At 66.2% G+C, this 14,272-nt stretch carries 12 protein-coding genes; 10 read left to right on the forward strand and 2 right to left on the reverse strand.

Annotated elements, in window-relative coordinates; genetic code table 11:
* Positions 1-35: 35 nt before the first annotated feature.
* From P5703_RS05455 to P5703_RS05475, 5 genes are read left to right on the forward strand one after another with little or no spacing between them, the layout of a single operon-like run.
* On the forward strand, positions 36-1,133 hold the full coding sequence (locus tag P5703_RS05455; RefSeq protein WP_102893223.1) for a TRAP transporter substrate-binding protein: 1,098 nt from the start codon (positions 36-38) through the stop codon (positions 1,131-1,133).
* A gap of 4 nt (positions 1,134-1,137) precedes the next feature.
* Complete coding sequence (locus P5703_RS05460; RefSeq protein WP_200632113.1) at positions 1,138-1,659, forward strand: TRAP transporter small permease subunit; 522 nt, start codon at positions 1,138-1,140, stop codon at positions 1,657-1,659.
* Positions 1,656-2,981: a TRAP transporter large permease gene (locus P5703_RS05465; RefSeq protein ID WP_102893221.1), complete on the forward strand. Its 1,326-nt coding sequence runs from the start codon at positions 1,656-1,658 to the stop codon at positions 2,979-2,981. The genes P5703_RS05460 and P5703_RS05465 overlap by 4 nt, the downstream gene beginning before the upstream one ends.
* Before the next feature lie 17 nt (positions 2,982-2,998).
* On the forward strand, positions 2,999-3,835 hold the full coding sequence (locus P5703_RS05470; RefSeq protein ID WP_037044510.1) for a sulfite exporter TauE/SafE family protein: 837 nt from the start codon (positions 2,999-3,001) through the stop codon (positions 3,833-3,835).
* A 9-nt stretch (positions 3,836-3,844) separates the two neighbouring features.
* Positions 3,845-5,431, forward strand: a complete 1,587-nt coding sequence (locus tag P5703_RS05475) for a gamma-glutamyltransferase family protein (protein ID WP_037044512.1) — start codon at positions 3,845-3,847, stop codon at positions 5,429-5,431.
* Positions 5,432-5,456: 25 nt separating this feature from the next.
* On the opposite strand, the gene galE is transcribed toward P5703_RS05475, so the two are convergent.
* Entirely contained in the window at positions 5,457-6,500 is a 1,044-nt protein-coding gene (galE, locus tag P5703_RS05480; RefSeq protein ID WP_285585758.1) for a UDP-glucose 4-epimerase GalE, read from the reverse strand.
* 425 nt (positions 6,501-6,925) lie between these two features.
* Between galE and P5703_RS05485 the strand changes: the two genes are divergently transcribed.
* The 5 genes from P5703_RS05485 (at position 6,926) to P5703_RS05505 (ending at position 12,585) form a co-directional block, all read left to right on the forward strand.
* Entirely contained in the window at positions 6,926-8,110 is a 1,185-nt protein-coding gene (locus tag P5703_RS05485) for a glycosyltransferase family 1 protein (RefSeq protein ID WP_151320530.1), read from the forward strand.
* A complete protein-coding gene (gene glf, locus P5703_RS05490; protein WP_279641242.1) occupies positions 8,098-9,318 on the forward strand; it encodes a UDP-galactopyranose mutase in 1,221 nt (406 codons plus the stop codon). Before P5703_RS05485 ends, glf begins: the two co-directional genes overlap by 13 nt.
* 98 nt (positions 9,319-9,416) lie before the next feature.
* The gene (locus P5703_RS05495) at positions 9,417-10,571 is read left to right on the forward strand and encodes a glycoside hydrolase family 1 protein (RefSeq protein WP_279641243.1); all 1,155 of its coding nucleotides are present in this window, start codon (positions 9,417-9,419) and stop codon (positions 10,569-10,571) included.
* Positions 10,568-12,373 carry an ABC transporter ATP-binding protein gene (locus P5703_RS05500; protein ID WP_125870026.1) on the forward strand — a complete coding sequence of 602 codons (1,806 nt, stop codon included), beginning with the start codon at positions 10,568-10,570 and terminating at the stop codon, positions 12,371-12,373. The genes P5703_RS05495 and P5703_RS05500 overlap by 4 nt, the downstream gene beginning before the upstream one ends.
* Positions 12,370-12,585: a KTSC domain-containing protein gene (locus tag P5703_RS05505; protein ID WP_013983516.1), complete on the forward strand. Its 216-nt coding sequence runs from the start codon at positions 12,370-12,372 to the stop codon at positions 12,583-12,585. Before P5703_RS05500 ends, P5703_RS05505 begins: the two co-directional genes overlap by 4 nt.
* A gap of 36 nt (positions 12,586-12,621) precedes the next feature.
* Here P5703_RS05505 and P5703_RS05510 read toward each other — a convergent pair whose 3' ends face one another.
* Positions 12,622-14,208, reverse strand: a complete 1,587-nt coding sequence (locus tag P5703_RS05510; RefSeq protein WP_279641256.1) for an ATP-binding protein — start codon at positions 14,206-14,208, stop codon at positions 12,622-12,624.
* Positions 14,209-14,272: the final 64 nt, after the last annotated feature.

Here is a 14,272-nt window from a genome sequence, read left to right on the forward strand (position 1 = left end):
ATTGGAATCACGGACTGTGCAACAGGAGATCCGTCATGAGCCTCAACCGTCGTAAATTCCTCGGTGCTGGAGCCGTAGCCGCCGGCGCCGGCCTGGCCCTGGGCGCCCCGGCGATCGCGACCGCCGCCAGCGACAAGACCTTCAATTGGAAAATGACCAACGCCTATGCCCCGGGCTCGCCGTTCTATGTCCAGGGGCCGGGTAGCCCGACAGATTTCTGCAAGCGGGTCGAGGCCATGTCCAATGGCCGGCTGAAAATCCAGCACTTCGCTGCTGGCGAGCTGATTCCGGCGCTGGAGGGCTTCGACGCCGTGTCCAGCGGGCTGGTCGAGATGAATGCCGCCAACGCCTATTTCTGGGCTGGCAAGATCCCCGCCGCGCAGTATTTCACCGCCGTGCCCTTCGGCATGAACACCCAGGGCATGAATGCCTGGTTGTATAACGGCGACGCCCTGAAGCTGTGGGAGGAGCTCTACGAGCCCCATGGCCTGGTGCCGATGCCGATGGGCAACACCGGCACCCAGATGACCGGCTGGTTCCGTCAGCCGCTGGACGGCGTCGACAGCCTCAAGGGCCTGAAGATGCGCATCCCCGGCCTGGCCGGCAAGGTCTACAGCGAGCTGGGCGTCGCCGTGCGGCTGTTGCCCGGCGGGGAGATCTTCCCGGCCCTGGAGCGCGGGGTGATTGATGCCGCCGAATTCGTCGGCCCTTACCAGGATCGCCGCATGGGCCTGCACAAGGCGGCCAAGAACTACTACACCACGGGCTGGCACGAGCCGACCAACGTCACTGAGCTGATCATCAACAAGAAGGCCTGGGAGAGCCTGCCGGCCGACCTGCAGGCGATCGTGCGCATCTGCGCCCAGGCCTGTAATGCCGAGAGCCTGGCCTGGTCCGATGCGGTCAACGCCGATGCGCTGGAAGACCTGGTGAGCAACGAGGGGGTGATCGCCAAGCCCTTGCCGGGCGATATCGTCACCCGCCTGCGCGAAGTGACCCAAGACACCCTGGCCAGCATGGCTGCGGCCGATCCGACGACGCGCAAGGTGCATGACCACTTCATGGCCTTCCGCAAGAAATACAGCTCCTGGTCGGCGACCGGCGAGAAAGGTTTCCTGGATCTGGGGGCCTGAGGTGATGTTTGCCGTGATCAACCGCCTGGAGCAGTTGGTCGAGACCCTGGGCGGCCTGGCACGCGGATGCGTGCTGGTGCTGGTCCTGCTGGTTTCGGCCAACGTGCTGATCCGCTATGGCTTTTCCGTGAGCCCGGTGGCGCTGCAGGAGCTGGAGTGGTTCCTGATTTCACCCATCGCCATGCTTGGCATCGCCTACGTGCTGAAGCATCGCGCCGACGTGCGGGTGGATTTCATCTACGAGAAGTTCCAACCGCGCACCCGCGCCGCGGTGGATCTGTTCAGTGCCCTGGCCACTTGCCTGATCGGCCTGTTCCTGGCCTGGGTCTGCTGGCGCTACATGATGCAGTCCTACCAGATCAGCGAAGGCTCGCCGGATCCGGGGGGCTTGCCGCATCGCTATCTGGTCAAGGCTTTCCTGCCGCTGGGGTTCGCCCTGTTCGGCCTGCAAGGCATCGCCGATACCCTGCGCGCCCTGCGGGGCCTGCTCGCTCCCCAACCCATGCCCGAGGAAGCCTTGCCGTGAGTCCCAATGAATGGCTGGCGATCCTGATGGTGTTCGCCTTTTTCTCGATGATGATGGTCGGCGTGCCGGTGGCCATATCCCTGGCCGTATCCGGTTTTGTCGCCGGCCTGATCGGCTTCGGCCCGATGCTCTTCAGCCTGTTGCCGGCCCGCATGTTCGGCGTGGTCAGCAACTACACGCTGCTGGCGATACCGCTGTTCACCTTCATGGGCGTGATGCTGGAGAAATCCAGGGTTGCCGAAGACATGCTGGAAACGGTCGGCCAGGCCATGGGCGGCCTGAATGGCGGCATGGGCCTGGCCATCGTGCTGGTGGGCGTGCTGCTCGGCGCCTCCACCGGGATCGTCGGCGCCACCGTGGTCACCATCGGCCTGCTGACCCTGCCGGTGTTGCTGCGGCGGGGCTACAAGCCGAGCGTGGCCTGCGGCACCATCTGCGCTTCTGGCACCCTCGGGCAGATCATTCCGCCGAGCCTGGTGCTGATCCTGCTGGCCGACATCCTCGGCGAGTCGGTGGGTTCGATCTTCGCCGCGGCGTTCATCCCCAGCCTGATGCTGGCCGGAGTCTATGTCGCCTACATGCTGCTGCTCGGCTGGCTGCGCCCGCAGTGGGTCCCGGCGATCCCTGCCGAAGAGCGCGCGCTGATCAGCCGCAAACAGTTGCGGCAGAACATCGCCAAGTCGGTATTGCCGCCGCTGCTGCTGGTGGTCTGCGTGCTCGGCTCGATCATCGGCGGGCTGGCCGCACCCACCGAGGCTGCATCCATCGGTGCCCTGGGCGCCCTGGTGATTGCCGGCTGCGCCGGCCGGCTGAACCGCGACACCCTCAAGCAGACCCTGCACGGCACCCTGAGCATCAGCGCGATGATCTTCCTCATCCTGCTCTGCTCGCAGCCCTTCTCCCTGGCCTTCCGCGGCCTGGGTGGCGAGGCGCTGGTGCATGACCTGTTCGACCTGCTGCCCGGCGGTGAACTGGGAGCGATCCTGTTCCTCATGGTGCTGTTGTTCGTGCTCGGCTTCTTCCTGGAGTGGATCGAGATCTCCTACATCGCCTTGCCGATGTTCCTGCCGGTGTTCATGGGCTATGGCACCGATATGGTCTGGCTGGCGATCCTGGTGGCGCTGAACCTGCAGATGTCGTTCCTCACGCCCCCCTTCGGCTGGTCGCTATTCTTCCTCAAGGGGGTGGCGCCGCCGGGCATCAGTACCCGGGACATCTATGCCGGTGCCCTGCCTTTCGTCGGGCTGCAGATCCTGGCCGTGGCCCTGGTGTTTTGCTTCCCGACTCTTGCCACCTGGTTGCCCAAGGCCGTCGGCTGGTAATGCCTGGAGAATCGATCATGGAATTCTTTTCTACCTACAGCCCGCTGTGGCTGGCCGGGCTGGTCAGCGCCCTGCTGTTGACGGGGGCGGTAGCCGGCATCCTCGCCGGCCTGCTTGGGGTCGGTGGCGGCATCGTCATCGTGCCGGTGCTGTATCACCTGTTCACCCTGCTCGGCCTCGATCCCGAGGTGCGCATGCACGTGGCCGTCGGGACCTCGCTGGCGGCCATCGTGCCGACGTCGATCATCTCGGCACGCGCCCATTACCGGCGTGGCGGCCTCAAGCCGGAGCTGCTCAAGCCATTGATCCCCGGCACCCTGATCGGCGTGCTCATCGGTGCGCTGCTCAGCGGCTACCTCAGTGGCCAGTTGCTGGCGGCGATCTTCGCCGTGATCGCCCTGCTGGTGGCACTGAACATGGCTTTCGAGCGCAACCTCAGCCTGCGCGACGGCCTGCCCGGCGCGGCGGGCACCGGGGTGCTGGGAGTGCTCATCGGCAGCCTGTCGACGCTGATGGGCATCGGTGGCGGCACCCTCAGCGTGCCGATCCTCAATGCCTGTCGCACGCCCATGCATATCGCAGTCGGCACCGGCGCGGCCCTGGGGGTGGTGATCAGCCTGCCCGGCGCGTTCGCCTATCTGGTCAACGGTCTGGGCGCGAGCCACTTGCCGCCGGCCACCCTGGGTTACGTCAACCTGCTCGGGCTGGCGCTGATCGTCCCGGTGACCATGCTCACCGCGCCCTGGGGGGCCCGTATCGCCCATGCCATCAACGCGAGCCTGCTGCGCCGCCTGTTCGCCCTGTTCCTCGCCCTGACGGCTGTCCGCATGCTGTTCGGCGCTTTCTCGCTCTAAGGATCGCTCATGCTGAAAAGTACCCACGCCACCCGCGGCATCTTCGTCGCGCCCCATCACCTGGCCGCCCAGGCCGGCCGCGATGTGCTCAAGGCCGGTGGCAATGCCGTCGAAGCCATGGTCGCCGCGGCTGCCAGCATCGCCGTGGTCTATCCGCACATGAACGCCATCGGCGGCGACGGCTTCTGGCTGATCCATGAACCGGGCAAGGCGCCTGTGGCCATCGATGCTTGCGGTAGCAGCGCGGCCCTGGCCAGCCGCGACTTCTATGCCGGCTGCGAGCAGATTCCCAGCCGTGGGCCCAAGGCGGCGCTGACCGTGGCCGGCACCATCGGCGGTTGGGCCAAGGCTCTGGAGGTGGCCGCCGGCTGGGGGAACCCGTTGCCGTTGCGCGACCTGCTGGGCGAGGCCATCGGCCAGGCACGCGGCGGCATCGTGGTCAGCCGCAGCCAGGCGCACCTCACGCGGGTGAAGTTCGACGAACTCAAGGATGTACCCGGCTTCGCCGACGTCTACCTGACCGACGACGGGCAGGTGCCGAGCGAAGGTAGCCTGATGAAGCAGGCTGCCCTCGCCAGCACCCTGGAGCAGTTGGCAGAAAGGGGCCTGGATGACTTCTACCGGGGCGAGCTGGCGGCCAGCATGGCCGCCGAACTGGAGCGGTTTGGCAGCCCGTTGCGTCTGGCCGATCTGCAGGCCTACCGAGCGCAGCTGGTTACCCCGCTGCAGGTACGTCTGGGTGACGCGACGCTGTACAACATGCCGCCGCCGACCCAGGGGCTGGCCTCGCTGCTGATCCTTGGCGTGTTCGAACGCCTCAAGGTGGCCGAGGCCGAAGGCTTCGCCCATGTGCATGGGCTGGTGGAGTCGACCAAGCAGGCATTCATGATCCGCGATCGCGTGGTCACCGACCCGCGCAGGCTGCCGGCCGATCCTCAGGAATTCCTCTCGCCTGCGAGCCTGGATGCCCTGGTGGCAGCGGTCGATCGAGACAAAGCCTTGGAATGGCCTCGCCCCGCTGCCCCGGGCGATACCATCTGGATGGGTTGCATCGACCAGCAAGGTCGCGCGGTGAGCTTCATCCAGAGCGTGTACTGGGAATTCGGTTCCGGCGTCGTGCTGCCCTCCACGGGCGTGGCCTGGCAGAACCGCGGCATCAGCTTCTCCCTCGATCCCAAGGCGCTGCAGGCGCTGGAACCGGGCCGCAAGCCCTTCCACACCCTCAATCCGGCGCTGGCGCTGTTCGACGATGGAAGGGTGCTGAGCTACGGCACCATGGGCGGCGAAGGCCAGCCGCAGACCCAGGCCGCGGTGTTCAGCCGATACCGTCTGGGCAGCGATCTGCAGGCGGCGGTCACGGCGCCGCGCTGGCTGCTGGGCCGCACCTGGGGCGACGTCAGCACCAGCCTGAAGCTGGAAAATCGCTTCGCGCCGGAGCTGATCGAGCAACTGCGCGCGGCCGGGCACGTGGTCGAGGTGCTGGACGAGGCCTTCAGCGACACCATGGGCCATGCCGGAGCATTGCTGCGCCACCCCACTGGCGTACTCGAAGGCGCTGCCGATCCGCGCAGCGACGGCAGCGTCTGCGGCCTCTAGCCGGCTGCCGCTGCGCCGAGGCGGTTCAGCTGGCCAGTGCCGCCGGCGCCTTGCGTTCCTCGGCGTAGCCGCGCGGATTGCGGCTCTGCCAGCGCCAGGCGTCGGCGAGCATGGTGATCAGGTCCTTTTCGGCGCGCCAGCCAAGCTCGCGCTCGGCCTTGCTCGGGTCGGACCAGCACTGGGCGATGTCGCCGGCACGGCGTGGCTTGATCACGTGGGGCAACGGGCGCCCGGTGACTTCCTCGAAAGCTGTGATCATTTCGCGCACCGAATGGCCCTTGCCGGCGCCGAGGTTCCACACCTGCGCGCCGTGCACGAGATTAAGACGCTCCAGCGCCTTCAAATGGCCTTTGACCAGGTCCACCACATGGATGTAATCGCGGATGCCGGTGCCATCTGGCGTCGGATAGTCGTCGCCGTAGACGCTGAGCTGCTTTCGCCGACCCACCGCCACCTGCAGCATGTACGGCAGCAGGTTGTTCGGCACGCCGTTGGGGTCTTCGCCGATCAGCCCCGACTCATGGGCGCCGATAGGGTTGAAGTAGCGCAGCAGCGCGATGGACCAGCGCGGGTCGGAGTCGGCCAGGCCCTTAAGCACGTTCTCGGCCATCAGTTTGGACTGGCCGTAGGGGTTGGTCGGCACGCCAGTGGGACGATCCTCGGTGATGGGCATCACCGGCGACTCGCCATAGACGGTGGCCGAGGAGCTGAACACCAGCTTGAACACTCCGGCTTCGGCCATGGCCTGGCACAGCGCGATGCTGCCGCCGACATTGGTTTCGTAGTAGCGCAGCGGCTCGCGCACGCTCTCGCCAACCGCCTTCAGGCCGGCGAAGTGCATCACCGCAGTGATCGGGTAGGCAGCGAAGAGCGCCTTGAGCAGCGAGCGATTGCGCACGTCGCCCTTGACGAAGTGCAGTGGCCGGCCGGCCAGTTGCTCCACACGGTCCAGAGCCAGCTGCGAGCTGTTGCACAGGTTGTCCAGTACCAGCACCTCATGCCCGGCCTGCAGCAGTTCGAGCACCGCGTGTGAGCCGATGTAACCGGCCCCTCCTGTCACCAGAATCATCTGTCTACCTCCGAAGTTCGCAGTCTTTCGACACGCTCGGGACACTGCGGCTGGCCATGGCTGGCGCTGCATGAGTCTCCGTAATTTGGGTTCGGCGAAGCGGAACGGGACGGCGACGGCGAGCTGCGCGCGAGGGGTTCCGATGCCGGTTTAAATCAGGCGTCCTGCTGATAGGGACGGGGCAACGTCCGAGCGAGTTCAATTCACCCGCCAGCCGGTCGACGGCCTGTGCAATCTGATGATTGGCGGGAACCCGTACCGCTGATTGCCGTCCACTACCCGGCAGGCGGCGCGGGTTGCAGGGTTTTGCGAGCCTCGCTGTCGCCTCGAATCGATACGCCTTACGCAGGGCAGCGCTGGCTTTTCAAGTGACGGTTGAACGGGCATGGGAGGCCTGGCCGCCGCCACCGAAAACGAGGTGCTAGATGAGCTGGGCCGGCCCGTTCCAATACGACATCGGCAAATCCCGCAACGCGCAACAGGTACCGGCCGAAGTGGTCTTCGACGATCAGGTTCCGACCCTGCTGTGTCTGTCGCATCTGCGCTGGAGCTTCGTCTACCAGCGCCCGCAACACCTGATGTCGCGTTTTGCCCGCGACTACAACGTGCTCTTCCATGAGGAACCGATCCCCACCGAGGATGCCGAGCCCTGGCTTGAAGTGCGTCCCGAGGAGAATGGCGTGCAGGTGCTGATCCCGCGCCTGCCGGCCGGCTGCGAGGGGGAGGATGCGACCCGCGTGCAGCGCCAGTTGCTCGATGGCTACCTGGAAAAACTCGGCGTCAGCGACCTGCTGCTCTGGTACTACACGCCGATGAGCCTGGCGTTCTCCGATCACCTGGCGCCCGGCCTGATCGTCTACGACTGCATGGACGAGCTCTCGGCGTTCCGCGGCGCGCCGCCGGAACTGGTGGAGCGCGAGGTGGAACTGATGTGCCGGGCCAATCTGGTGTTCACCGGCGGCTACAGCCTCTATGAAGCCAAGCGCCAGCGCCACGACAACGCTCACCCGTTCCCCAGCAGCGTCGATGTCGAGCACTTCGCCGCCGCGCGCCGCCCGCAGCACGATCCGGACGATCAGGCAGAGATCCCGCATCCGCGCCTGGGCTTCTACGGCGTGATCGACGAGCGTCTGGACATCGCCCTGGTCGAGCAGGTCGCGCGCATGCGGCCGGACTGGCAGATCGTGCTGGTCGGCCCGGTGGTGAAGATCGACCCGGCCGAGCTGCCGCAGCGCGACAACATCCACTACCTGGGCGGCAAGACCTACGACGAGCTGCCGCAATACCTGTCCGGCTGGGACGTGGCGATCATGCCGTTCGCACTGAACGAGTCGACCCGTTTCATCAGCCCGACCAAAACCCCCGAATACCTCGCCGGCGGTTGCCCGGTGGTGTCCACGCCGATCACCGATGTGGTGCGCACCTACGGTGACACCGGGATCGTGCGCATCGCCAACAGCGCCGAGGCGTTCGTCGCCGCCACCGAAGCCGCCCTGGCCGATGCCGAAGACCGCGACGGTCTCTTGGCCAAGGCCGACGAGATCCTGGGCGACATGTCCTGGGATCACACCTGGAGCCTGATGAAGGAGAAGATGCAATGCGCGATATGAGCCCGCAGGACAGCAACCCGGAACGTCTCGGCGCAGGCGCGGGCGACCAGCCACAGGCGCGCAGACGCGGCTTCGACTACCTCATCGTCGGCGCCGGCTTTGCCGGCAGCGTGCTCGCCGAGCGCCTTGCCTCGGGGCTGAACAAGCGCGTGCTGGTGGTCGACCGGCGCCCGCATATCGCCGGCAATGCCTACGACTACCACGACGAGTCCGGCGTGCTGATCCACCGCTACGGCCCGCACATCTTCCACACCAACGCCCAGCGCATCGTCGATTACCTCTCGCAGTTCACCGAGTGGCACCCCTACGAACATCGCGTGCTGGCGCAGGTGGATGGCCAGGAAGTGCCGATCCCGATCAACATGACCACGCTGAACAGGCTCTATGGCCTGAACATGACCACCGAACAGGAAGCGGCCGACTTTCTCGCCAGCCGCGCCGAGCCGGTGGAGAACATTCAGACCAGCGAGGACGTGGTGATCAACGGCATTGGCCGTGAGCTGTACCAGAAGTTCTTCCGCGGCTACACCCGTAAGCAGTGGGGGCTGGACCCGTCGCAGCTGGACAAGTCGGTGACCTCGCGCATCCCCACGCGCACCAACACCGACGACCGCTACTTCACCGACACCTTCCAGCAGATGCCCAAGCATGGCTATACCAAGATGTTCGAGAAGATGCTGGCGCACCCCAACATCAAGGTCATGCTCAACACCGACTACCGCGAGATCCGCGACGAGGTGCAGTACGACCACCTGATCTTCTGCGGCCCGATCGACGAATACTTCGACTACCGCTTCGGCAAGCTGCCGTACCGCTCGCTGAAGTTCGAGCACAAGCAACTCGACCAGGAACAGTTCCAGGCCGTGGGGACGGTCAACTACCCCAGCGAGGATGTGCCCTACACGCGCATCAGCGAGTACAAGCACCTCACCGGGCAGGTCCACCCGAAGACCAGCATCACCTACGAGTACCCCTCCGCCGAGGGCGATCCCTACTACCCGATCCCGCGGCCGGAGAACGCCGAGCTGTACAAGCGCTATCAGCAGCTGGCGGACCAGACGCCCGGCGTGACCTTTGTCGGCCGCCTCGGCACCTACAAGTACTACAACATGGATCAGGTAGTCGGGCAGGCGCTGGCGCTGTACAAGCGCATCGAGGAAGCCGAGCACGCCAGCCAGCCGCAGGCGGTCGCCGAGCAACTTGGTTGAAGCGCAACGGTCGTTATGCAAGAGCCCGAGGCGCGTGCGCTCGGGCACGGGCCGCGCGGTTAACGCTGCGGTCGCTGGCGTCATCCAAGAGGTAAACGATGCACCACCCCTCTGTATTCAAGAGTTTCTTTCTCGGTGGTTTCGAGTGCTCGAACCATCGCCGCAGCGACGGCCGCCGGCTCGACCTGATCGCTGCGACCGGCCATGACCGCTGGGCCGCACACGACTATGCCGAGCTGCATCGTTATGGCCTGCACAGCGTGCGCGACGGTCTGCGCTGGCACCTGATCGAGCGCCAGCCGGGGCAGTACGACTGGTCCAGCTTCCTGCCCATGCTGCAGGCGGCGCAGCGCCAGGGCACCCAGGTAATCTGGGATCTGTGCCATTACGGCTGGCCGGACGACATTGACATCTGGCGCCCGCAGTTCGTCGAGCGCTTTGCCCGCTACGCCGCGGCGGCAGCGCAGCTGATCAAGGACGAGACTAACGAGGTGCCGTTCTATGCGCCGCTCAACGAGATTTCCTTCTGGGCCTGGGCCGGTGGCGACGAGGCCTATTTCAATCCCATGGCTCGCGGCCGTGGCTTCGAACTCAAGCACCAGCTGGTGCGCGCCACCATCGCGGCGATGCAGGCAATCCGCGCTGTCGAGCCACGGGCGCGCTTCGTCCAGGTCGATCCGGCCATTCATGTGGTTGCTGGCAACGACCGGCCAGGCCCGCAGCGCGACGCCGAGCGCTTTCGCCAGGCGCAGTTCGAGGCCTGGGACATGCTCTGCGGCGAACAATGGCCGGGGCTCGGCGGTGCGCCGGAGTACCTCGACATCATCGGCGTCAACTACTACTCGGATAACCAGTGGTACCACGGCGATGGCCGCACCATCGAGCGGGACAGCCCGGATTACCGACCGTTCAAGGGCATCCTGCGCGAGATCCATCAGCGCTACCAGCGCCCCCTGCTGATTGCCGAGACCGGCGCCGAGGGCGACCTGCGCGGCGACTGGCTGCGCTATGTCAGCGAGCAGGCGGGCCTGGCGATGCAGGCCGGTGTGCCGGTGGAGGGCATCTGCCTGTATCCGGTGCTGGACTATCCGGGCTGGGCGGACGAGCGACACTGTCCGGTTGGCCTGCTCGGTTTTGCCGACGAAAGCGGCCGGCGCTGCGTACACCAGGGGCTGGCCGATGAGCTGCGCCTGCAACAGGCGCGCTTCAGCCAGTCGAATCCGGCCCCGCAACTCGCCGCAGTGATGACATGAACCAGGCGGCCGCCGTGCCCCAAGCAAAGGCCGACGAGCTGCCGTTGCCCAGTCGTCCGGTGGCGTTTCTCTGGCATTACATCTGCGCGCGGCCCTGGCATTTCGGCGGCCTGCTGGCACTGATCGTCGGCGCGGCGAGCTGCGCGGTGGCCGTGCAGTACGGCATGAAGCTGCTGGTCGATGCGATGGCGCAGGGCACCTCGGATCGCGGTTCGGCCAACGTCTGGTGGCCGTTGGGGCTGTTCATCGGCCTGATCGTCACCGAGAACGTGTTCTGGCGCCTAGGCGGCTGGCTTGGTTGCCGTACCGTGGTGGCCAGCGTGGTGGACATCCGCGTCGACCTGTTCAAGCACCTGACCGGCCACCCGATGCGCTATTTCACCGAGCATTTCGCCGGCTCGCTGGGCAATCGCATCTCCGCCCTCGGGGCCGCGGCCGGTTCGATCTATGGCGGGCTGGCGTGGAAGATCGTGCCGCCGATCGTCGACTTCCTCGGCGCCGTGGTGGTGCTGTTCACCGTCGGCTGGCAGATGGCGGTGGCGCTGATCGTCTTCGTCGCCATCGTCGCGGCGCTGATCACCGGCTTCGGTATCCGCGGACGCAGCAAGCATCAGCGTTTCGCGGCGCAATCGGCGCGGGTCGGCGGCGAGCTGGTGGACGCGGTGTCGAATGTCTGGACGATCAAGGCCTTTTCCGCCCGGGATCGCGAGGCCGAACGCCTGGCCCATGAGATCGGTTACGAGGCCCGTGCCCAGCGACGCAGCTGGATGTACCTGGAAAAGGCCCGTGTGATGCATGACATCTGCCTGTCTGTGATGGCCGGCGGCATGCTGATCTGGGCGATCCAGCTGTGGATCGGCGGTTCGGTGACCGCCGGTGACGTCGTGCTGGTCAGCGCGTTGACCTTCCGTATCCTGCACGGCTCGCGTGACCTGGCGCTGGCTTTGGTGGATGCCACCCAGCAGCTCGGCGCCATCGACGACACCCTGCGCATCATCGTCCAGCCCCACGGTCTGGAGGACACCGATACCCAGCTGATGCTCGCCGAAGGCGACATCACCTTCGAGGGGGTCGGCTTCGGTTATCCCGAGCGCGGCATGGTGTTCGAGCAGCTCGATCTGCATATCCCGGCCGGGCAGAAGGTAGGCGTGGTGGGCTCCTCGGGGGCGGGTAAATCGACCCTGATCCATCTCATCCAGCGGCTGGACGATGTGCAGCACGGCCGCATCCTGCTCGACGGCCAGGACATCCGCAGCGTCAGCCAGGACAGCCTGCGCGAGAAGATCGCCGTGGTGCCGCAGGAAACCGCGCTGTTCAATCGCAGCATCCGCGAGAACATCCGCTACGGCCGCCCTGACGCCTCGGACGAAGAAGTGGTCCAGGCCGCCCGCCGGGCATTCTGCGACAGCTTCATCCGTGAGCTGCCGCAGGGTTACGACACCCTGGTCGGCGAGCGTGGGGTGATGCTCTCGGGCGGCCAGCGCCAGCGCTTGGGTATCGCTCGGGCCTTCCTCAAGGATGCGCCGATTCTCATCCTCGACGAGGCCACTTCGGCGCTCGATACTCAGTCCGAGGCCGAGATCCAGGCCGCGCTGGACAACCTGGTGCACAACCGGACGGTGGTGGCCGTGGCACATCGCCTGTCGACGCTGTCGAGCTTCGACCGCATCATCGTGCTGCGCGACGGTCGCATCGTCGAGGACGGCCCGCCACAGGAGCTGCGCCGCCGCGGCGGCGAGTTCGATGCGCTCTGGCGCATGCAGGCCGAGGGCTTCAACCGTGATACCGCAAGCGGGCCATGAAGCGCGTCGCCTTGCAGTCGAGCAGCCTGCGCTCGCTGGGCTACGACCCCGAGCAGCAGATACTGGAGGTGGAATTCAGCAGCGGTGCGCTGTATCGCTACGAGGCGGTTCCGCCCGAGGTGGTGCAGGCGTTGCTGGAGGCCGACTCGCTGGGCCGGCATTTCAATCAGGTATTCAAGCCGCAGCACTATCGCTATCGGCGAATCGACTGAGCCACCACCCGCTTCAGTCAGGGTCGGAAGGGCAATCTAGACGTCCTTCGCGCCCTCGATCGCGTCGTGCAGCGAGGCGGCCAGGTCTTCGAGCCGATAGGGCTTGGCCAGCACGTTCACCCCCTCGGCCGCAGCCGATTGCTGAGCGGCCTCGGCATAGCCGCTGGTGAGCAGCACCGGAACGCCCAGGGCGCGCACTCGAATCTCCCTGGCCAGTTCAACGCCATTCATGCCACCTGGCATCATCACGTCGGAGAACACGACGTCCACCTTGCAGCCGTTGGCCAGCGCATTCAGCGCAGCGGTGGCACTGTCGGCGTGGCTGACGCGGTACCCCAGGTGCTCGAGCATCTCGCCCACCAGCGCGGCCACTTCCTCGTCGTCATCCACCAGCAGCACGCTGCCGAGGGAAGGGTCGGCGGCATCGTCGGCGGCGCGTTCATCCTCGGCGGGCTGCTCGGGCACACGCGCCGAACGCGGCAGCAGCATGATCACGCTGGTGCCGCGCCCGCATTCGCTTTCGATCCAGACGGTGCCGCCCGATTGCCGGGCGAAGCCGTAGACCTGGGCCAGGCCGAGCCCCGAGCCCTTGCCGATTTCCTTGGTGGTGAAGAAGGGATCGAACACCCGTGCGCGGACGTCCTCCGGGATACCGGTGCCGTCGTCGATGACCGCGAGGCGGACGAAGTCGCCGCGCAGGCCCATGACCGGTTCATCCGGCGCATTGCGTGCCTCGATCAGGATCGAGCCGCCATCGGGCATGGCGTCGCGGGCGTTGACCGCGAGGTTGAGAATCACCAGCTCCAGCTCGCCCGGATCGACTTCCACGGGCCACAGGTCCGGGGCGAACTGCACCTGCACGTGCACGTCGCCGCTCAAGCTGCGGTCGAGCAGCTCGCGCATCCGCCCGATGCGCAGCACCAGGTCGACGGATTCCGGCGCCAGCGACTGGCGCCGGGAGAAGGCCAACAGCTGGCGGGTGAGGGATGTGCCGCGCTGGGCCGCCTGGCGCATGCCGGCCATCAGGCGTTCGCGGCGTGCGGGATCGGCACGGCGGTCGAGCATGTCTAGCCCGCCGGAAATCACCATCAGCAGGTTGTTGAAGTCATGGGCGATGCCGCCGGTGAGCTGGCCGATGGCCTCGATTTTCTGCGCCTGGCGCAGGGTCTCCTCGATACGGGTGCGTTCGGCCATCTGCGTGCGCAGTTCCTGGTTGGCCTTTTCCAGCTCGCTGGTCCGTTCGACCACCAGCGCTTCGAGCTCGTGCGAGGCGCGTTCGCGCGCTTCGAGCAGCGCGCGCACCTCGTACTGGCGATGCCGCCCGCGCAGCGCCGCCTTCATGGCACTGGTGAGGGTAATGCTCTGCACCGGACGTTCCAGCAGCGAGACGTTGCGCAGCGCGGCGACCATGCGCTGGCGCCAGGCGGCCACGGCCGGTTGCTGATGCTTGCTGGTGAGCACCACGAATGGAAAGTCGGACCACGCCGGTTGCTGATCCACCCATGTGGCCAGTGCTTGGAGGTCCTGACCGAAGAGGCCTTCTTCGGCGATGAAAACGGCGTCGGCATCGGTTTCTGCGCGACGTAGCACCTCATCGACACTGTGGCAGACAACGGCGTCCATGCCGCTGCGGCTGAGCAGTTCGGCCGAGGCGGGACCGTCCCGGCCGATGGGGGCATAGACGACT

This window comes from Stutzerimonas sp. FeSN7 (genome assembly GCF_030263795.1).
GTDB classification, from domain to species: Bacteria; Pseudomonadota; Gammaproteobacteria; order Pseudomonadales; family Pseudomonadaceae; genus Stutzerimonas; species Stutzerimonas stutzeri.